The organism is Ferrovibrio sp. (assembly GCF_019636075.1).
Taxonomy (GTDB): Bacteria; Pseudomonadota; Alphaproteobacteria; order Ferrovibrionales; family Ferrovibrionaceae; genus Ferrovibrio.
In genome coordinates, this window is sequence record NZ_JAHBYG010000045.1 from 15,135 (window position 1) to 34,104 (window position 18,970).

Sequence of the window (18,970 nt, forward strand, 5' to 3'; positions counted from 1 at the left end):
AATAAGTAATTCCTGGTCATGACAACGCGCTCAAACCGGTGAAATGCTGCGCCGCATGACTATTGCCGCCACGGATTCTCCACGGGGCTGAGAAATATTTCCCTGGGAAGTATTAGCTTGGGCAACATTCGGAGGCGCCTGGTAGTATCCTGGGCGCCGGCCTACGGCTTCATAACCAGCCCGGGCATACAGCGCCCGGCCGGCGGCATTATCCTCTGCCACCTCCAGGAACAGGATTTGGGCGCCGCCGGCTTGCGCCCTCTGCTGGAAAGCCTCCATCAACGCCGCCCCCACCCCGAGCCGGCGCGCCAATGGCCGCACCGCGATGGTTACCACCTCGGCCTCGTCGGCGGCATTGCGCCCGAGCAGGAAACCCGCCGGCTGGCCGGCCGGATCGATCGCCAGCAAGGCGAAGGCGCCGGGCATGGCCAGCAATTGGCGCAGCGAATCCGCAGACCAGCCCGGCTCGCGCTCGGCGGCATAGGCTTCGCCGTGCAACTCCGCCAGCAGATCGGCCTGCAGGGCATCGGCCGGCTGACAGCGCACGACCATCCGCGCGGCCGGTTGCACCACCGCGGGCAGCGCGGCATCCGGCGGGCGGATATAAAGCGGCACCGGCGGCACCGGCTGCGGATCGGCAGCGGCGGCCATGCGCGCCAGATCGAGCAAGGCAGGCAGGCTGGGATCATCCGGGCTTTGCGCCAGCCGGGCTTGCGGCAAGCCGGGCGCCAGCAAGCGGGCACCGCTGCCGGCCAATAAAACCGGGGCCTGGCCGACAGGACCCAGGATGCGATCCCGCGCAGCATCCAGCCCCAGCAATTCCGGCGGCCCCAGCTTTATGCCGGCCCTGAAGCCCTGCAGATAAACTTCATCGCGCCGCGCATCGATGATCGCCCAGATCGGCACGGCCTCGCCATGAAGCAACGCCGCATCGCGCGCGATGGCCTGGGTGCTGACAAGGCCCCAGATCGGCTTGCCGAGCGCCAGCGCCAGGCCACGCGCCACGCTTAAGCCGGTGCGGATGCCGGTGAAAGAGCCCGGGCCGATGGTGGCGGCAAGGCCATCCAGTTGCGTCAAAGCCATGCCGGCGGCCTTGCGCGCCGCCTCGATGGCGGGCAGCAGACGTTCGGCATGGCCCTTGCCCCCACTGCCGCTTTCGGCGGCGAGAATCCTGGCATTCTCGCAAATACCGACCGTGCAGGCGTTGAGCGCGGTGTCGATCAGCAATAGCTTCATGGCACAAGAATCCTGGAACCTGCCCCATGCCGATCACGCCCATACTGATCAAGATCGCGCCGCCGGATTTCGATGTGGAAATCGACCTGCGCTACGCCACCAACGACAACATCACCGGCCAGCCGGTCTATCGCCGCGCGGCGGCTTTCCTGAACGAGGAGGCCGCCGAAAAGCTGGCCGTTGCCATCAAGCTTGCAGCGGCTTTGGGCTATCGCTTCCGCATCTTCGATGCCTTCCGGCCCACCGAGGCGCAATGGACGTTGTGGAATCATACTCCCGATCCGAATTTCCTGGCCGATCCGCGCCGCGGTTCGCCGCATTCGCGCGGCGCCGCGGTGGACCTGAACCTGATCGACCCGCAAGGGCATGACCTCGACATGGGCACCGCTTTCGATGCCTTCACGCCGCTGTCGCATCATGGCCGCACCGATATCAGCGTGGCAGCGCAACGCAATCGCGCCGTGCTGCTGGGATTGATGACAGCCGCCGGCTGGGATTTCTATCGCAACGAATGGTGGCACTATCAACTATTCGACGCCAAGCGTCATCCCTTGCTGTCGGATGCGGAAGCCGGCACCGGAATGATGTGATCGGGTGTATTGGGACCGGGTGTATTGGGACCGGGTGTATTCGGATTGGGCGCCAGGATTTCACCGGATATCCAGCGCGCCACTTCCGCCATCTCGGCGCGTTCGGTCATCGCCATTGCCATGCTATGGCCCAGCACGGGGCCGAATTTGAAACCATGGCCCGACGAGCCGCAGAGCGCATAGCCGCGCGGGCCCAAACGCCGGAACTGGAATTTCTCTTCCGGCTGCACATCGTAGAAACAGGTTTTGGCCTGCGCCACGCGATAGCCTTCGGCCCCGACCAGGCGGCGGCGCGCGGGCGCCAGGATGGCATCGATCTCGTCCTGGCTCGGCTCTCTGTCGGCAGAGGGATCGGCGGTATTGCCGAAACTGTGATCGCCGATCTTCAGGCCCAGCCGCATGCCGTCGCCGCAAACCCGCGGCGGCACCGCGTAGAAACCCGATTGGCCGCCGATATCCAGCAGCATCGGCGCGCGATACCAGGCCGCCACCATTTCGGCCGGTGGCTCCAGATACACCACGGTTTGCCGGCTCGGCCGCGCCGCATCGCCCAATTCAGGCAGCAGCCTGTTGGTCCACGGCCCGGCTGCCACCAGCACGCAATCGGCCTGCAGGCTTTCGCCATCGGCAAGGCGCACGCTGCCGGCCTCGGCATCCACCGCCACCACCTGCTGATTGCTGAGCAGACGGATGCCATGATCCAGCAGCCAATGTTTAAGGCTGCCGATGATCGCCTGGGCGCGCAGCAGGCCGCCATGCTCGCAGCGGAAAGCCTCGACAATGCCGTCGGGATCGAGAAAGGGATAGGCTGCCTGCAATTGCGCGGGCTCCAACGCCTCGAACTGGATGCCTTCGGCCTGCAGCGTCTCGCGGCTTTGCGCCGCCCAATTGTCATCCTTGCCGGAAAGCACCAGCGTGCCGGTCTCGATCTGCAGCTTCACGCCAAGATCGCGCCACAGTACCTCCCAGGCATCATAGGCGGCATGCACCATGCGGGTGTAGCCGCGCGCGGCACCATAGGGATAGCGGATCAGCCGGTGATCATCCACCGAAGAGCCCAGCGGGTTGGGCAGCGCGCCCTGCTCCACCAGCGTGACACTGGCGCCCAGATTGCGCAAAGCCCAGGCCGCCGACAGGCCCATGATGCCGCCGCCAACGATGATTGCCTTCACGATGCCACCTCATAAGTCAGTTCAGCAGCCGCCAGATCCTCCAGCGCGAAGCCTACCGATTTGAACAGCGTGATCTCTTGTTCGTCCCGGCGGCCAACGGCCTCGCCGCGCACCAGGCCGAACAGATCGCCGCCGAGATCGGCCTCGCGCAGCAGGCCGCTGGCCAGCGGCTGGATGATATCGCCGGCCTCTTTCAATGCGCCGGCCCGGGTATCCACATAAACCCGGGCGCGTTGCACCGCTTCGTCATCGGCCTCGCGCATTTGCGGCGTGAAACCGCCCACCAGATCGAGATGCGTGCCGGGCTTGAGCCAGGCGCCCTTGATCAATGGCTGCTGACTGAGCGTGGCGCAGGAAATCACATCGGCTTCGCGCACCGCCGGTTCCAGATCGGGCAGCACACGGATACGCACGCGCAGATCGGCCAGGTCGCGCGCCAGTTTTTCCGCCTTGGCCATATCGCGGTTCCACAGCGTGACCAGGCCATAGCGCCGTACCGCCAGATGAGCGCGCACCAGATGCGGCGCCAGTGCACCCGCGCCTACCATCAGCAGGCTATGGGCATTGCCGCGCGCCAGATAACCCGCCGCCAGCGCCGAAGCGCAGCCGGTGCGCCGCAACGTAAGCGCCACGCCATCGATCACTGCCTTGGGCTGGCCGTTGCGGGCATCGAACAGGATATAGGCGCCGATCACGCTGGGCAGTCCCTGGCCCGGATTGTCTGGATAGACACTCACCATCTTGATGCCGACATGCCGCCCGCTCTGCCAGGCCGGCATCACCAGCAGCAGGCCATCGGCACCGACCGGATTGGCGATCTGGTAATGCTGGCGCAGCGGCACTTCGCCGCCTTCGAGGAAAGCCTCGCGCAGACGTTCGATCAGCGCCGGGTAATCCAGCGCGGCATGCACTGCGGCGGCATCTATATGACGCATGTCAGGCTTTCGGACCGCTGCCATCCAACGCAGTGGAGGAAGGGGCGGGTTTTTTCGGTTGGCGCTTACCGCCCAGCCATTGCCCGAGCGCACCCAGCACAAGGCCGACCAGGAAAATCCCGAACACCAGCAGATAGAGCGGCAGATCCATCGCGAAGGGCAGCGGATCGAGCGAAACGCTCACGGTTTGCCGGTTGGCCACGGCAAACACCGCCAGCAGGAGCAGCACAAGCGCCGCGATCAGCAGCCGCAGAAAACGCAGCAGCGGCGCCATGGCGGATTAATCGGCGCCTGGAGCGGCACCGGAAGCGGCGGCAGCGGCGGCCTTGGCGGCAAGATTGAGTTTCTGACGCAATTCCTTGCCGGTCTTGAAGAAGGGCACGTATTTCTCGGCCACATCCACAGCGCTGCCAGTGCGCGGATTGCGACCGGTGCGGGCCGGGCGGCATTTCACCGAAAAGGCACCGAAACCGCGCAATTCCACCCGGTCGCCACGGGCCAGGGCGTTGGCGATTTCATCGAAAATCGTGCCCACGATACGTTCGATATCGCGCTGGGTAAGATGCTGATTGTTTTCAGCCAGGCGATTGATCAGTTCAGACTTAATCATGCCAACTCCCCCATCGCGTCCGATGCCCCGGCGCCCCTGAGGCGGGACCAGACGCACCCATGCCCCCGTTATTATTAGTCAGCGTGCCAAACCGAAACCAGTCCGTCAAGCCTAAGCCGTTCCCCGATAAGGGTTTTTCCCAGAAAGCTGGCTGCCGACTTGCCCAACAGGCCGCTCAGCGCCGATGTCGGCGGCTCTGACGGCAGGTCGCGGATGGGCAATTGCAGCGGGATTCCATGCTGCTTGGCCAGCCAGTCGCGTGCCTCGGCCTCGGCGCCTAGGCCATCGATCAGGCCCAATTGCAACGCCGCGCGGCCGGAATAAACCCGGCCATCGGCCAGTTTGGCCACCTCGGCACGATCTAGATTCCGGCGGCGGCTGACCAGATCGACGAACCATTCATGGGTTTCCTGCACCATGCGGCGGATCTGTTCGCGGCCGGCCGGCGAGAGCGGCTTGATCGGCGAGGGTTCGTCTTTCAGCGCGCCGGACGCGATGCTTTCAGCGCTGACCCCCACCTTTTCCATCAATTTGGAGAATTCGGCGGTCTGGAACAGCACGCCGATCGAGCCGGTAAGCGAGGTTTCCCGCGCCAGCACATGATCGGCGGCCACGGCGGCCATATACCCGGCCGAAGCGCCCAATGTGCCGATCACCGCCACCACCGGCTTCACCTCGGCCACCTTGCGCAGCGAGGTGTATAGCTCCTCGCCGCCATAGGTGGAGCCGCCAGGGCTGTTGATCACCACGATCAGCGCCTTGGCGCGCGGATCCTCGGCGGCTTCCTCAAGCTGTTCGACCAGCCAGGGATTCTGGGTGATGACCCCCACCACATCCAGCCGCGCCACATGCACCTGGCGGCTTTGCACCAGGTTGCCGGGATCCAGCCGCCATAACAGGCCAAGGCCCAGGCCCAGCAGGGCCAGCACCGCCGTCAGGCGCCACCAGAAAACCCGCCGCGCCAGGCGCTTGCGTTCCAATATTGCATCGATATCGAGTGACATGGCGGCAGTTTAGCCGTGATGCGCGCCGGATGCCAGTTACCCCAGAAGCGATTGCAGCTTCATGGCGATGCCCATATTCCCCTTCACCTTCAGCTTGCCCATCATGAAGGCGGTGGTGGGATCGAGATCGCCGCTGCTCAGCGCCAGGAAATTGGCCTGCGAAATGGTGATGGTGCAATCGGCATCGGCATCCTCGTTGGACACCGTGTTGTTGTTGCCATCGACGAAAACCACGCCATCGTCGCCAAAATCGAATTTCACCGTAGCGTTGAGGTTGCTGCCATTGGCCACGCGGTCGGCCAGGCCCTTGGTGATCTCTGCGAGCGACATGGTTTTCTCCCTGATGCTTTCGGGCTGTGCAATCCATCTGGCACAGCGCCCGCAAGCTACCTTGACGTTTACGTAAACGTCAAGGTAGCTTCTGTTTTAAATATAGATGAGGAAATGCCAGGGAGCAGCCATGACAGGCTATGCATCGGTTTTCCGGCCGGGATTGTTTCAGGACCAGGTAGCGATCGTCACCGGCGGCGGCAGTGGCATCGGCCGCTGCACGGCGCATGAACTGGCCAGCCTTGGCGCCAGCCTGGCCCTGGTAGGCCGCAAGCGCGACAAACTGGACGCCGTGGCAGCCGAAATCGTGCAGGATGCCGGCACGCCCGTCGCTTGTTTTACATGCGATATCCGCGAGGAAGCCCAGGTGGCTGAAACCATCAAGGCGATCCTGGCGCGTTTCGGCCGCATCGATGCCCTGGTGAACAATGCCGGCGGGCAATTCCCCGCGCCCCTGGCCGCGATCAACCAGAAAGGCTGGGAGACCGTGGTGCGCAACAACCTCACCGGTGGTTTCCTGATGGCGCGCGAAGCCTATACGCAATGGATGAACGACCATGGCGGCGCCATCGTGAATATCGTGGCCGATATGTGGAACGGCATGCCCGGCATGGGCCATAGCGGCGCGGCGCGCGCCGGCATGGTGAATTTCACCGAAACCGCGGCCAGCGAATGGGCGGTATCGGGTGTGCGGGTGAATGCCGTGGCCCCGGGCTGGGTGGCCTCATCCGGCATGGATACCTATCCCGACTGGATGCATGCGCAGATCCGTTCCATGCGCCAGCATGTGCCGCTGCAACGCCTGGCCAGCGAGGCGGAAATCTCGGCCGCCATCGTATTCCTGCTCACGCCCGCCGCCGGCTTCATCACCGGTGCTTGCCTGCGCGTGGATGGCGGCGTGCCCAATGCGCGGCGCCATATGGCGCTGCCCAAGCATGATAATTCCGAGGCCTTCGAGGGCTTTCACCGCGCGGTGATGCCCAAGGTTTTGCAGGGAGACGACTGACATGGCGATCATCGATTCCCGCATCGACCCCAACAGCGAATCCTTCAAACGCAACCGCGCCGACATGCTGGCGCTGATCGACGGCTTCCGCGCACTTGAACAGCGCGTGCGCGATACCTCCAATGCCAAACTGCCGGTATTTCAAAAGCGCGGCCAATTGACGCCGCGCCAACGCCTGGCGCATCTCTTGGATCGCGGCGCGCCCTGGCTGGAAATCTCCACGCTCTGCGGCCTGAACATGCATGACGACGATGGCGCCGAGAATATCATGGGCGGCGGCTTCATCGCCGGCATCGGTTTCGTTTCCGGCATCCGCTGCTTGGTTACCGCCAGCGATTCCGGCATCAAGGGCGGCACCATCGCGCCGATGGGTTTGCGCAAAAGCCTGCGCGCCCAGAACATCGCCCTGCAAAACAAATTGCCGGTGGTTAACCTTGTCGAATCCGGCGGTGCCAATCTGAACTACCAAGCCGATATCTTCGTGGATGGCGGACGCGGCTTTGCCAATCAGGCGCGGCTTTCGGCGGCCGGGATTCCGCAGGTCACCATCGTGCATGGCTCGTCCACCGCTGGCGGCGCCTATATTCCCGGCATGTCGGATTACGTCGTCGTCGTGAAGAACCGCGCCAAGATTTTCCTGGCCGGGCCGCCCTTGCTGAAATCCGCCACCGGCGAGATCGCGACAGACGAAGAGCTTGGCGGCGCCGATCTGCATGCCACCGTTTCCGGCGTGGCGGAATATCTGGCCGAGGACGATGCCGATGCCATCCGCATCGGCCGCGAGATCATGGCCCGCCTGCCCTGGAACCAGCGCCTGCCGCCGCGCCTGGTGAAATCCTGGCGCGAACCGCGTTATACCGCCGACGAACTTTGCGGCGTGGTGCCCACGGATTATCGCAAGCCATACGATGTGCGCGAGGTGATCGCCCGGTTGGTGGACGATAGCGACTTCACCGATTTCAAGCCGCTTTACGGCACGCATACGGTGTGCGGCCAGGCCAGCATCGAGGGCGAGGCAGTGGGCCTGATCGGCAATAACGGCCCGATCGATCCGCAGGGCGCGGTGAAGGCGGCGCAATTCATCCAGCTTTGCGACCAGGCCGACATGCCCATCGTGTTTTTGCAGAACACCACCGGCTATATGGTGGGCAAGGAAGCCGAACGCGGCGGCATCGTGAAGCATGGCTCGAAGATGATCCAGGCCGTGACCAATGCCCGCGTGCCGAAACTCACTTTGCATATCGGCGCCAGTTTCGGCGCCGGCAATTACGGCATGTGCGGGCGATCCTACGATCCGCGCTTCATCTTCGCCTGGCCGAATAACCGCATCGCGGTGATGGGCCCTGAGCAAGCCGCCGGCGTGCTGGCCATCGTGGCGGAAGAAAAATTCCGCCGTGCCGGCGCCGAACCCGATGCCGCCATGCTGGATGGCATGAAGGCGAAGGTGACCGCCAAGATGGAAAAGGAAAGCACGGCTTTGTTCGCCACTGCGCGGATGTGGGACGACGGCCTGATCGATCCGCGCGACAGCCGCCGCCTGCTGGCCGATTGCCTGGCGATGACCCGCGAAGCCGATCTGCGCACACCGAAGGCCAACGCCTTCGGCATCGCGCGCATGTAAAGAAAAACGACAGGGAGACAACCGAGATGCAATTCACCCAGGAACATGAAGAGATTCGCCGCAACCTCATCAAGTTCATCGACAGCGAAATCAATCCGCATGTGGAGGAATGGGAGCGCGATGGCGCTTTTCCCGCCCATGCCCTGTTCAAGAAAATGGGCGATCTCGGCTTCCTCGGCATCAACAAGCCAACCGAGTATGGCGGTCTCGGCCTGGATTACTCCTATCAGATGGTGATGATCGAGGCGCTGGGCCATATCAATTGCGGCGGCGTGCCGATGGGCATCGGCGTGCAGACCGATATGGGCACCCCAGCCTTGGCCCGCTTCGGTTCGGATGAATTGCGGAAAGAGTTTCTCGCGCCCGCCATTGCCGGCGAGCAGGTGGTCTGCCTCGGCGTGTCGGAAGTCGGCGCCGGATCTGATGTGGCCGGCATCAAGACCACGGCGCGCAAGGACGGCGACGATTATGTGATCAATGGCGGCAAGATGTGGACCACCAACGGCACGCAAGCCGACTGGATGTGCCTGCTGGCCAATACCGGCGACGGCCCGATCCATCAGAACAAGTCGTTGATCTGCGTGCCGATGAAAACCAAGGGCGTGCAGATCGCCCGCAAGCTGGACAAGCTTGGCATGCGCTCATCCGACACCGCGCAGGTTTATCTGGACGATGTGCGGGTGCCGCAACGCTATCGCATCGGCCAGGAAGGCCATGGCTTCGTGTATCAGATGCGGCAATTCCAGGAAGAACGGCTGTGGTGCGCTTTCTCGTCGCTGATGGCGTTCGACCGCCATATCGACGAGACGATTGATTACACCCGCCAGCGCAAAGCCTTCGGGCAATCCATCCTGGATAATCAGGTGGTGCATTTCCGCCTGGCCGAATTGCGCACCGAAGTGGAATTGCTGCGGTCGATCAGCTATCGCGCCGCCGATCTGATGCTGCAGGGCGAGGATGTGACCATGCTGGCATCCATGGCCAAGCTGAAGGCCGGCCGCCTGGCGCGCGAAATCACCGATGCCTGCCTGCAATATTTCGGCGGCATGGGCTTCATGAACGAAACCCCGATCAGCCGCGCCTACCGCGACAGCCGCCTGGCTTCCATCGGCGGCGGCGCCGACGAGGTGATGCTGGGCATCATCTCGAAATACATGGGCATCCTGCCGGGCAAGCGGAAGGACTAGTATGCGCTTCGACAGCATTCTGGTTGCTAATCGCGGGGAAATCGCCTGCCGGGTGATCCGCTCGGCCCGCGCACTGGGCTATCGCACGCTGGCGGTTTATTCCGAGGCCGATGCCGAAGCGCCGCATGTGCGCATGGCGGATGCTGCTTTGTGTATTGGGCCGGCGGAAGCGGCGCAAAGCTATTTGAGCATTCCGGCCATCATCGCAGCAGCCAAACAACTGGGCGCCGGCGCGGTGCATCCGGGCTATGGCTTTCTGTCGGAGAATGCCGATTTCGCCACAGCCTGCGCGGAAGCCGGGCTGGCTTTCATCGGCCCGCCGCCGCAAGCCATCGCCGCCATGGGCAACAAGGCGGCGGCCAAGCGGCGCATGATTGCGGCCGGCGTGCCCTGCGTACCGGGCTATCAGGGCGAGGATCAAAGCAATGCATGCCTGATTGCAGAGGCGGAAAAGATCGGCCTGCCGGTGATGGTGAAGGCCGCGAGCGGCGGCGGCGGGCGCGGCATGCGCCTGGTGCACAAGGCCGAAGAATTGCCCGCTGCCATCGCCACCGCACGGTCGGAAGCACTGAATGCTTTCGGCAGTGCCGAGCTGATTCTGGAAAAGGCCGTGTTGGATGCGCGCCATGTGGAAATCCAGATCTTCGGCGACAGCCATGGCAATCTGCTGCATTTCGGCGAACGCGATTGCAGCGTGCAGCGCCGGCATCAGAAAGTGCTGGAAGAAGCGCCCTCGCCGGCGGTGAATGCCGCTCTGCGGGCGCGTATGGGCGAGTCCGCCGTGGCAGCCGCCCGGGCCATCGGCTATATCGGCGCCGGCACGGTGGAGTTTTTGCTGGGCGGCGATGGCGCATTCTATTTCCTGGAAATGAATACGCGTTTGCAGGTGGAGCATCCGGTCACCGAAGAAATCTATGGCGTCGATCTCGTTGCCTTGCAGATCCGCGTGGCCGCCGGCGAGGCTCTATCTCTCGAGCAAAGCGATATCGCGCCCAAAGGCCATGCCATCGAGGCGCGGCTTTATGCCGAGGCGCCGCACAAAGGGTTTTTACCGCAATCGGGTCGGTTGGACGCGTGGCAGCCGCCGGCAGGAAGCGGCATTCGCGTGGATCATGGGCTTTATGATGGACAACTGATTTCCCCCTATTACGATCCGATGATCGCCAAGATCATCGCTCATGGCGCCACGCGCGAGGAAGCCCGCCGCCGGCTGATCCAAGCTTTGGAAAATACCCGCGCGCTGGGCATCGAAACCAATCGCGGTTTCCTGATCGACCTGCTGCGCCATCCGGTTTTCGCAAACGGCCAGGCAACCACGCATTTCATCCCCCAGCATTTCGCCGCGCCGCAAACGCCCAAGGCCAGCCCGCAAGCCCTGGCCATAGCCGCTGTGCTGTTTTTCGAGGCCGGCGCACGGGCGCAGGGTCATGACCCGGCACGGATATGGTCCAGCAATGGCGTGATGCTTTCGCCGATAGCGCTGCGTCTGGATGAGACCGTGGTGAAAACCGAAATTCAAACCCTGGGGCCGCATCGCTATCGCGTCAGCCTGCCCGATGCCGCCATCGCCGTAACCTTGCTGAACACTACAAACGGTGCTTTGCGGCTGCGGCTGGATGACACGGAATGCGATGCCTTCCATCGCTTTGCCGGCGACGACCTGCTGCTGCAGATCGGCACACAGGATTTGCGGCTAACCGACATCACGTACTTGCCGCGCAATGCGGAAGACGGCAGCGGCGAGGCCGAATTGCGCGCCCCGATGAATGGCAAGATCGTGGCCTTGCTGGCCAAGCCCGGCGATGCCGTGCGCCGGGGCCAGAGCCTGGTGGTGCTGGAAGCCATGAAGATGCAGCATGAATGCGTGGCGCGCATGGATGGTGTGCTGGAAAGCCTGAGCGTGGCCGTGAATGATCAGGTGGCCACGCGGCAAATCCTGGCCATATTGAAGCCATGACAGAAATCCGGCCGATCCGCATCGAGGATGCCGAGAGCTATCGCGCCTGCCTGGATCGTGTGGCGCATGAGCGCGTGTATATCGCCTTCACCGAAGCGCCCAGCGCCGAACAGGCGCAGTTTTTCATTGCCAACATGCTGAAGCGCGGCTTGCCCTTCGTGGTGGCCTGCGATGGCGACGATGTTGTGGGCTGGTGCGATATCCATGCCGATCCGCCCAGCTCCACGCGGCCGGGCTTTTCCCATGTGGGGCGGCTGGGCATGGGGTTGGATCAGGGCTATCGCGGCCACCGCCTGGGCGAATCGCTGCTGCGGGCGGCCATTGAACAGGCCGGCCATTGCGGCCTGGAGCGCGTGGAATTGCAGGTTTTTGCCAGCAACATGCCGGCCATCGCACTGTATCGGAAATTCGGCTTCGAGACCGAAGGCACCCGCCGCCGCGCCCGTAAACTGGATGGCCGCTACGACGACATCATCATGATGGCACGGCTGCGGCCGCCCTCGCAGGATTGAGAGACCAGCCATGGCATCGCCCTATTACACAGCCGAGCATGATGCCTTCCGCGAGCAAGTGCGCCGCTTCGTGGCCCGCGAGATCGAACCCTATGCCGATGCCTGGGACGAGGCCGGCGAATTCCCGCGCGCGCTCTATCGCAAGGCGGCCGAAATCGGCCTGCTGCAGCTGAATTTCCCGGAAAGCGTCGGCGGCATCAAGGCGGATCGTTTCTATGCCATCATCGCCTCCGAAGAGCTGGCACGGGCGGGCGCCGGCGGCATCTGCGCCTCGCTGATGAGCCACACCATCGGCGCACCGCCGATCGCCAAACTGGGCACGCCCGAGATGCAGGCCCGCGTGCTGCCGCAGATTCTGGCCGGCGAAAAGATTTCCGCCCTGGCCATCACCGAACCGGGTGGCGGATCTGACGTAGCCAATCTGCGCAGCACGGCGAAACGCGATGGCGAGCATTACATCCTGCGCGGCGAGAAAACCTTCATCACCTCAGGGATGCGCGCGGATTATTATACCGTGGCGGTGCGTACCGGCAGGCCGGGCATGGGCGGCATCTCGCTGCTGCTGGTGGAGCGCGATACGCCCGGCTTCACCCGCACGCCGCTGAAAAAGATGGGCTGGTGGGCTTCCGACACCGCCACCCTGCATTTCGACGATTGCCGCGTGCCAGCCAGCAACCTGATCGGCGCGGAGAATGCCGGCTTCCTCGGCATCATGATGAATTTCAACGATGAGCGACTGGGCCTGGCCGCCTCCTCCAACGCCTTCGCTCGCGTGGCCTATGACGAGGCGGTGGCCTATGCCAAGCTGCGCGAGACCTTCGGTAAACCGCTGATCAAGCATCAGGTGCTGCGCCACAAGCTGATCGACATGGCGCAGCGCATCCACGCCACCCAGGCCATGCTGGAGAATATCGCCTGGCGGCTGGACCAGGGCGAAAGCCCGGTAGCCGAACTCTGCATGCTGAAAAACCAGGCGACGCAGACGCTGGCTTTCTGCGCGTCAGAAGCCGTGCAGATTTTCGGCGGCGCCGGCTATATGCGCGGCGCCAAGGTGGAGCGCATCTACCGCGAGGTGAAGGTGAATGCCATCGGCGGCGGCGCGGAAGAAATCATGAAAGACCTGGCCAGCCGGCAAATGGGCTGGTAGGCCTCACCCCACCGGATCATGCTGCGGATTATTCTGCAGCCACTTTTCGGCTTCGCGCACCGCCATTGATGCCGGGCCGGCTTGCACATCCTTATGCCGCTCGATCAAGCGCCGCATGGTCTGTGCTGCATCGGCATTGCTGCCTTGGCCCTGCTGCGCCAGAGCCTTGCCCTGCAAGGCGCGGGCGGCAATACCGCGCAACACGGTATCGGTGCTGCCACCATAATCGGCGTCCAGCCTGTCGAAAATCGTTATCGCTTCGCCATGCATGCCCAGCACCATATAGGTGGTGGCTTGCAGCAGCAGCGTGGCGCCCACGCCTTGGCTGCGCGCCGGCTCCGGTTTTTCACGCGCCGCAGCCAGCGCCTTGTCGAAACTGGCCATTTGGTCCAGCACGCTTTGGCGGTTGCGTTGCAGATCAAGCGTTGTCGCCTTGGCATTTGCGGCCTGGGCCGCCAATTCATTAAGTTCGCCCTTGGCCGCAGCCTTGAAGGTGGTTATCGCATCGTCGAAACGGGCAATGGCTTCGTCATAGCGTTGCAATCGTGTCAGCACCCGGCCGCTGCCGAGCTGTGCCAGGCCGATCAGGTCGCGCCGCGGATCGGGCCGGAACTGTGCCGCCTTGCGCTGAGCGGCCTCGTAAACCGGCAGCGCCTCGGCCGGACGGCCCAAGGCCTGCAGCACATAGGCCTTGTTCAGCAAGGCATAACCGAGCGGCAATATCAGAGCCTGATCGTTATAGCTGTCGAAATACAACAGCACACGGTCATAGCTCTCCAACGCCTCTTGGCGACGGCCCAGGCCGTTAAGCGCCACGCCGCGATTGAACAACGACACGGCGCTCCAATACCGCGCCGTTGGGGTATTGGCCTGCATACCGACCTTAACCGCCTCGCCATAGGCATCAACTGCTTCGGCCGGCCGTTTGAAAACATCGGCAAGCAGCATGGCCTTGCGCGCGTGGATGCGGGTCATTTCCTCGCGTATCTGCGGCGTTGCGCTGGCATTGCCAGGGCGCTGGATGGCCTCGTTCAAGGTCGCCAATGCATCGTCATTCAGGCCGCGCTTATGCAATGCCCAGGCCAATTGCCGCCGCGCCCGCAAGCAAGTTTGCCCGGCTATCGGCTCTGGCGCACCGCATTCCTCGGCCAGCATTCTGCGAAGCGAGACTGTGGCTTCGGCATATTGCTGTCGGTCGATCTGCACCTCGCCGATATCCGCCTTGGCAGCAGCCCGGTTGCGCCGCAGGCCATCGTCGCTGGCATCGGCGCCGCGCCGGGCGGCTGCCTCATAAGTGGCAAGCGCCTTGTCGTATTGCTTCAGCATACGGTATTGCGCGCCGGCATTGAGCTGCCCCGCCATCACAAAGCGCTGCACCGCCACATCGGCTTCGTCGCCCCAGGCAGCGATCATCGCCTCGAATACCGCGATGGCATCGGCTGACCGGCGCGCCCCGATCAGTGCCACGCCCTTGCGGAATTGATTTTCGGCTTTCACCGCCGGCCGGCTGGAAAGCTGCGTGGCCTCGTCATAAGCGCTGAGCTGTTTCTCCAGGATCGGATCGGCTGCGCGCTGTGCAGTCTGGCCCGCTGTAGAGGCAGGCCGCGCCGCTTGCTGCATGCCGGCATTGCAGCCGGCCAGCAGCGGCAGCAATGCCGCGAGAAGAAGGCTGAATTTTCGAACGGAATACCCGGAAGAGAAAACGCCGTTGGGCATGACGAATCTAAGCGTCCTGTTGTTCATCCTCAAATTGGCAAAAAAACCCGCCCCGGGCAATCGAAAGGTTGTCGCCCTTCGGCTATACAGGCGGACCTTCGCCAAGGATCATCCCGATGCAGATCAACGACCTTCCCTTCGGCACCACAGACTGGGCATCCATCCCCGCCACCGAGCATAAGGGCGAAACCGGCATGGCCTATTGGCGCACCCGGAATTTCGGCCCGATCCGCGTGCGGCAGGTGGAATACACGCCGGGCTATCTCGCCGATCATTGGTGCGTGAAGGGCCATATCCTGCTGGTGCTGGACGGCGAATTGGTCACCGAACTGGAAGACGGCCGGGTTTTCACCCTGAAGCCCGGACAGAGCTATCAGGTGGCCGACAATGCCGAGCCGCATCGCTCGCGCACCGATATCGGCGCCAAACTGTTCATCGTCGATTAAGGCCGGGGTGGACTAAGTCTGGGTGGGTTAGGCCGGGCTGGGTTTGCCGTTGCCGGCAGGTGCCGCTTCACCGCTTTTCAGCCGCGAGGCGGTCAACTCGCCGGTCTGTTCCAGGATCGGATAGACCACGGCGGTGAGATGGCTGTTGATCCGCTTGAGGTCGCGGATCACATCCAGATGGATGGCGCTGGTTTCGATGCTTTCGGCGCGGCCTTGCGCCAGCCGGCGATAATGATTCTCCGCGGCCTGGCGTTCAGCCTCGCGCAAAGCGGTCTTCTCACGCAGCAATTGCCGCGCCAGCTTGGCATCGTTGGCCATGAACACATTGCAGGCCATCTGCAGATTCGCCGCCACCCGGGCATGGAATTCCGTCAACTCATGCAGGCCTTCTGCTGAGAAAGCCAGCTTGTGCTTGATCTTCTTGGCGGCGAGTTCCATCAGATTCTTGTCGATGATATCGCCGATATGCTCGAGATTGGTGGTGAAGGTGAGCACATCCACATGGCGGCGGCTTTCGGCGCTGTCCATCTCATGCTTCGACAATTCGGTGAGATAGAGCTTGATCGACTCATGCAGGCGATCCACCTGATTGTCGGCCTGTTCCACCGCTTTGGCCAGCCGGGCATCATCGGTGCGGAACACGGTCATGGCATCGTTCAGCATGCCACTGACGATATCGCTCAGACGCAGGGTTTCGCGCGCCGCGGCGGCCAGCGCCACGCTGGGCGTATCCAACGCGCCTTCATCGAGATAGCGCGGCGCGGCAAGGGTTTCTGCCGTGGCGGCATCGGGCATCAGCCGGCGGCAGAGTCTTTCCACCAGCGGCAAGAGCGGCAAGAACAACACCGCCAGAGCCAGATTGAACGCGGTATGGGCATTCACCGCCAGCCGGCTTTCCGGGCCGAAAGCCAGCAGCCAGCCCAGCAGCGGATCGATCAGCGGCAAGGCAATCAGCACGCCGATGCCGCGCATGATCAGATTGCCCAACGGCGCGCGCCGTGCGCTGGCCGGCTGGCCGGCGGTACCGGTAAGCGGAGCGATGCCGCCGCCAAGATTGGCACCCAGCACCAACGAGAGGGCCAGCACCGGCGGCAAGGCGCCCGTGCTGGCCAGACCGGCGATGGTGAGCACGATGGCCAGGCTGGAATGCGCCGCCCAGGTAAGCAAGGCAGCCAGCATGATGGCCAGCAGGGGTTCCTGTGCCAGAGGCGCCAGCACGGCGATGAAAGCCGGCGCATCGCGCAGCGGCGCCGAGGCCGAAACGATCAGCTTGAGCGCCAGGAAGAGCAGGCCGAAGCCGATCAGCAGCCGGCCGATATGGCGGCGGCTGCCGCTATCGCCGCTGAGGAAAAGCCCTACGCCGGCCACCAGGGCAAGCGGGCCCACCCAATGCAGATTGAGCGAGAATAATTGCGCGGCCAGCGTGGTGCCCAGATCCGCGCCCAGCATCACTGCCAGCGCAGCCGTGGCGCCGATCAGCCCGCGTCCGGCAAAGGAAGCCACCAGCAAAGCGGTGGCGGTGGCCGATTGCAGCAGGGCGGTAACGCCGATGCCGGCGCCGAAAGCCGTGAACCGGTTGCGCGTGGCATGGCCCAGCACACGACGCAGCCGGGCGCCGAACGCACGCGTCATGCCGGTGCGTACCATGCGCACGCCCCAGAGCAGCAGCGCAATGCCGCCCAGCAGATCGATCACCAATGCGGTGGCATTCATACCCATTACCAGGCCTGTAATCCGGTCGAGCGAGCTTATCGAATCGAATGTTACGGTTTTATTACACCCGATTCGACGATCACTCTAACTGAAATTTGTTTCAGGCTTGGGATTACAAGGGCTAACGCTTTTTCTTAGCTGCGCTTTTTGCCTTGGCGGGAGATTTTGCAACCGCCTTTTTGGCGGCTTTCCTGACTGGCTTTGCCGCTGGCTGCCGCTTGGCCGCGTGCTTTTCAACCGGCTTCGGCGCGGCTTTTTTTACAGCGGCCCGCTTCGGCATCGGCAACGGCATCGGCGGTTCTGCCGCCGCAATGCGGGTAGCGCCCAGCAGCAGCAAGGCCATGTCATCCAGTTCGGCCGACATGCGTGCCAAGGTTGGCGCCGCCACGCTGAGCCGGCAATGCAGGCCGCGTTCGCTGCGCATCACCACACGTCCGCTCACTGCTGCCTTACGGTCGGACAGCCAGATCTTCACCTTGGAATCAATCGCCAGGTCGGGTGCCGGATTGAACAGGCAGCCATCCAGCGAAAGATTGGTGACATGGCCATCGAAACGCTGGCCGGCATGGCTGAGCCAGGCTGGAATGGCGGTATCGCGGCGATTGAAGCGGCGCCGGTTGATATCTGCTGCCTTGCCGGGTTTGGGCTTTACAGCCACACCCTGCTTCGCTTTGCCGCTGTTGCTCGCCATGCTGGCCTCCCGGCCGGATCGGTTCAGCGGAAAGTTTATCTCCGCCCCGCAACCAGTAAAAGCTTTTCAGGAAAAGTGCTGTGGAAAACCCTGGTCGCGGCCGATCTCTTTACCTATTCTGGCCTTGCAGCTTTACCGGGAAGCCATGACCACCCATCTACCGCCACAGCCTGTAATCTGGGCGCTTTCGCGCCACGCCGCCTATCTGGCCGGGCGCAATGGTGGCGAGCGCCTGCAGCGCAAGGGGGAGGATTTCTCCAAGCTGCAGTTGGATGAAGCCAAGCTGGATGATGCCATCCTGCCCGGGTGTAACTTTGCGCAATCCAGTCTTGTGAGCGCACAGCTGATCCGCGCCGATCTGTTCGGCAGCGATTTCACCCGCGCCGATCTGACCCGCACCGTGTTCGACCGCGCCGATCTGCGCGGCGCCAATTTCGTGCTCGCCACATTGCGCCAGACCTCTTTCCGCCAGACCGATCTGCGGCCGGGCCAGATCATGCGCGTGGATGGCGCCGACGGGCAGGAAGCCGGGCAATCCGTGCCGGTGAACATGAGCGGCGCCAATCTGGAAGAGGCCAATCTCAAGAATGCCCAGATGGATCAGGCCAATCTGTCGAATGCCAACGCAGTCGGCGCCACTTTCGCCGCCGCCGCCATGTTTGCCGTCAACCTCACCGGCGCCGACCTCACCAATGCCGATTTTTCCGGCGCCAAGCTGAAAGGCACCACATTCGTCGGCGCCAGACTGGAAGGTGCGAGGCTGACCGGCGCCGATCTGCGCGGCGCCAATCTGCGCAGCGTAGACCTGAGCCAATGCGATACCACCGGCGCCAACATGATGGGGGCGATTTATCGCGCGGAATCCCACCTGCCCCACGACGTGGAAGCCCGGCTGGCCGCCCATGGCCGCTGGATCGCCTCCAATGGTGCCGAGGGCGAGCGTGCGGTGTTCACCGGCATGCGCCTGCAGGGATTGGATTTCTCAAGCTGCGACCTGCGCGCGGCGGTGTTCCATGATGCCCATCTGGCCGGCGCATTGTTCAGCCGCAGCCAGTTGATGTTTGCCAGCTTCATCGGCGCCGATCTGCGCAAGGCGG

At 63.4% G+C, this 18,970-nt stretch carries 19 protein-coding genes; 9 read left to right on the forward strand and 10 right to left on the reverse strand.

Translation table 11 applies throughout. The annotated features are described in order from the left end of the window. Nucleotides 1-30: 30 nt before the first annotated feature. Nucleotides 31-1,236, reverse strand: a complete 1,206-nt coding sequence (gene tsaB / locus KF827_RS16235) for a tRNA (adenosine(37)-N6)-threonylcarbamoyltransferase complex dimerization subunit type 1 TsaB (RefSeq protein WP_291007598.1) — start codon at nt 1,234-1,236, stop codon at nt 31-33. 26 nt (nt 1,237-1,262) lie between these two features. Between tsaB and ddpX the strand changes: the two genes are divergently transcribed. Beyond that, nucleotides 1,263-1,826 (forward strand): D-alanyl-D-alanine dipeptidase, encoded by a 564-nt coding sequence (gene ddpX, locus KF827_RS16240; RefSeq protein WP_291007600.1) that lies wholly within the window; start codon nt 1,263-1,265, stop codon nt 1,824-1,826. Here the strand turns inward: ddpX and KF827_RS16245 are convergent. The 6 genes from KF827_RS16245 to KF827_RS16270 form a co-directional block, all read right to left on the reverse strand. Then, nucleotides 1,781-2,998 (reverse strand): FAD-binding oxidoreductase, encoded by a 1,218-nt coding sequence (locus KF827_RS16245; protein WP_291007602.1) that lies wholly within the window; start codon nt 2,996-2,998, stop codon nt 1,781-1,783. The two genes, ddpX and KF827_RS16245, sit on opposite strands and share 46 nt — an antisense overlap. Next, nucleotides 2,995-3,933 (reverse strand): ornithine cyclodeaminase family protein, encoded by a 939-nt coding sequence (locus tag KF827_RS16250; protein ID WP_291007604.1) that lies wholly within the window; start codon nt 3,931-3,933, stop codon nt 2,995-2,997. The genes KF827_RS16245 and KF827_RS16250 overlap by 4 nt, the downstream gene beginning before the upstream one ends. A 1-nt stretch (nt 3,934) precedes the next feature. Next, nucleotides 3,935-4,207, reverse strand: a complete 273-nt coding sequence (locus tag KF827_RS16255; RefSeq protein ID WP_291007606.1) for a LapA family protein — start codon at nt 4,205-4,207, stop codon at nt 3,935-3,937. Between the two features lie 6 nt (nt 4,208-4,213). Continuing rightward, nucleotides 4,214-4,543, reverse strand: a complete 330-nt coding sequence (ihfB, locus tag KF827_RS16260) for an integration host factor subunit beta (protein WP_291007608.1) — start codon at nt 4,541-4,543, stop codon at nt 4,214-4,216. Nucleotides 4,544-4,617: 74 nt separating this feature from the next. Further along, nucleotides 4,618-5,547, reverse strand: coding sequence for a signal peptide peptidase SppA (sppA, locus tag KF827_RS16265; RefSeq protein ID WP_291007610.1), 930 nt, complete (start codon nt 5,545-5,547; stop codon nt 4,618-4,620). A 36-nt stretch (nt 5,548-5,583) separates the two neighbouring features. Next, a complete protein-coding gene (locus KF827_RS16270) occupies nt 5,584-5,877 on the reverse strand; it encodes an SCP2 sterol-binding domain-containing protein (protein WP_291007612.1) in 294 nt (97 codons plus the stop codon). Nucleotides 5,878-6,007: 130 nt separating this feature from the next. On the opposite strand from KF827_RS16270, the gene KF827_RS16275 reads away from it, so the two are divergent. The 6 genes from KF827_RS16275 to KF827_RS16300 are packed head-to-tail and all read left to right on the forward strand — an operon-like array spanning nt 6,008 to nt 13,307. Then, nucleotides 6,008-6,883: an SDR family oxidoreductase gene (locus KF827_RS16275; protein ID WP_291007613.1), complete on the forward strand. Its 876-nt coding sequence runs from the start codon at nt 6,008-6,010 to the stop codon at nt 6,881-6,883. Nucleotide 6,884: 1 nt separating this feature from the next. Further along, a complete protein-coding gene (locus KF827_RS16280; protein ID WP_291007615.1) occupies nt 6,885-8,504 on the forward strand; it encodes an acyl-CoA carboxylase subunit beta in 1,620 nt (539 codons plus the stop codon). A 26-nt stretch (nt 8,505-8,530) separates the two neighbouring features. After that, nucleotides 8,531-9,691, forward strand: coding sequence for an acyl-CoA dehydrogenase family protein (locus KF827_RS16285; RefSeq protein ID WP_291007617.1), 1,161 nt, complete (start codon nt 8,531-8,533; stop codon nt 9,689-9,691). A 1-nt stretch (nt 9,692) separates the two neighbouring features. Then, on the forward strand, nt 9,693-11,648 hold the full coding sequence (locus KF827_RS16290; protein ID WP_291007619.1) for an acetyl/propionyl/methylcrotonyl-CoA carboxylase subunit alpha: 1,956 nt from the start codon (nt 9,693-9,695) through the stop codon (nt 11,646-11,648). After that, nucleotides 11,645-12,160 (forward strand): GNAT family N-acetyltransferase, encoded by a 516-nt coding sequence (locus tag KF827_RS16295; RefSeq protein WP_291007621.1) that lies wholly within the window; start codon nt 11,645-11,647, stop codon nt 12,158-12,160. The genes KF827_RS16290 and KF827_RS16295 overlap by 4 nt, the downstream gene beginning before the upstream one ends. 10 nt (nt 12,161-12,170) lie before the next feature. Continuing rightward, nucleotides 12,171-13,307 (forward strand): acyl-CoA dehydrogenase family protein, encoded by a 1,137-nt coding sequence (locus KF827_RS16300; protein ID WP_291007623.1) that lies wholly within the window; start codon nt 12,171-12,173, stop codon nt 13,305-13,307. A 3-nt stretch (nt 13,308-13,310) separates the two neighbouring features. On the opposite strand, the gene KF827_RS16305 is transcribed toward KF827_RS16300, so the two are convergent. After that, nucleotides 13,311-15,023, reverse strand: coding sequence for a tetratricopeptide repeat protein (locus KF827_RS16305; RefSeq protein ID WP_291007625.1), 1,713 nt, complete (start codon nt 15,021-15,023; stop codon nt 13,311-13,313). 116 nt (nt 15,024-15,139) lie between these two features. Here KF827_RS16305 and KF827_RS16310 point away from each other — a divergent pair, with 116 nt between their 5' ends. Beyond that, a complete protein-coding gene (locus tag KF827_RS16310) occupies nt 15,140-15,469 on the forward strand; it encodes a DHCW motif cupin fold protein (RefSeq protein WP_291007627.1) in 330 nt (109 codons plus the stop codon). A gap of 27 nt (nt 15,470-15,496) precedes the next feature. Here KF827_RS16310 and KF827_RS16315 read toward each other — a convergent pair whose 3' ends face one another. Both KF827_RS16315 and KF827_RS16320 read right to left on the reverse strand, forming a co-directional pair. Next, nucleotides 15,497-17,182 carry a Na/Pi cotransporter family protein gene (locus KF827_RS16315; RefSeq protein WP_291007629.1) on the reverse strand — a complete coding sequence of 562 codons (1,686 nt, stop codon included), beginning with the start codon at nt 17,180-17,182 and terminating at the stop codon, nt 15,497-15,499. Nucleotides 17,183-17,303: 121 nt separating this feature from the next. Beyond that, nucleotides 17,304-17,873 (reverse strand): PilZ domain-containing protein, encoded by a 570-nt coding sequence (locus KF827_RS16320; protein ID WP_291007631.1) that lies wholly within the window; start codon nt 17,871-17,873, stop codon nt 17,304-17,306. Nucleotides 17,874-18,018: 145 nt separating this feature from the next. On the opposite strand from KF827_RS16320, the gene KF827_RS16325 reads away from it, so the two are divergent. Then, a partial coding sequence (locus KF827_RS16325; RefSeq protein WP_291007633.1) for a pentapeptide repeat-containing protein occupies nt 18,019-18,970 on the forward strand: 952 nt, incomplete at its 3' end.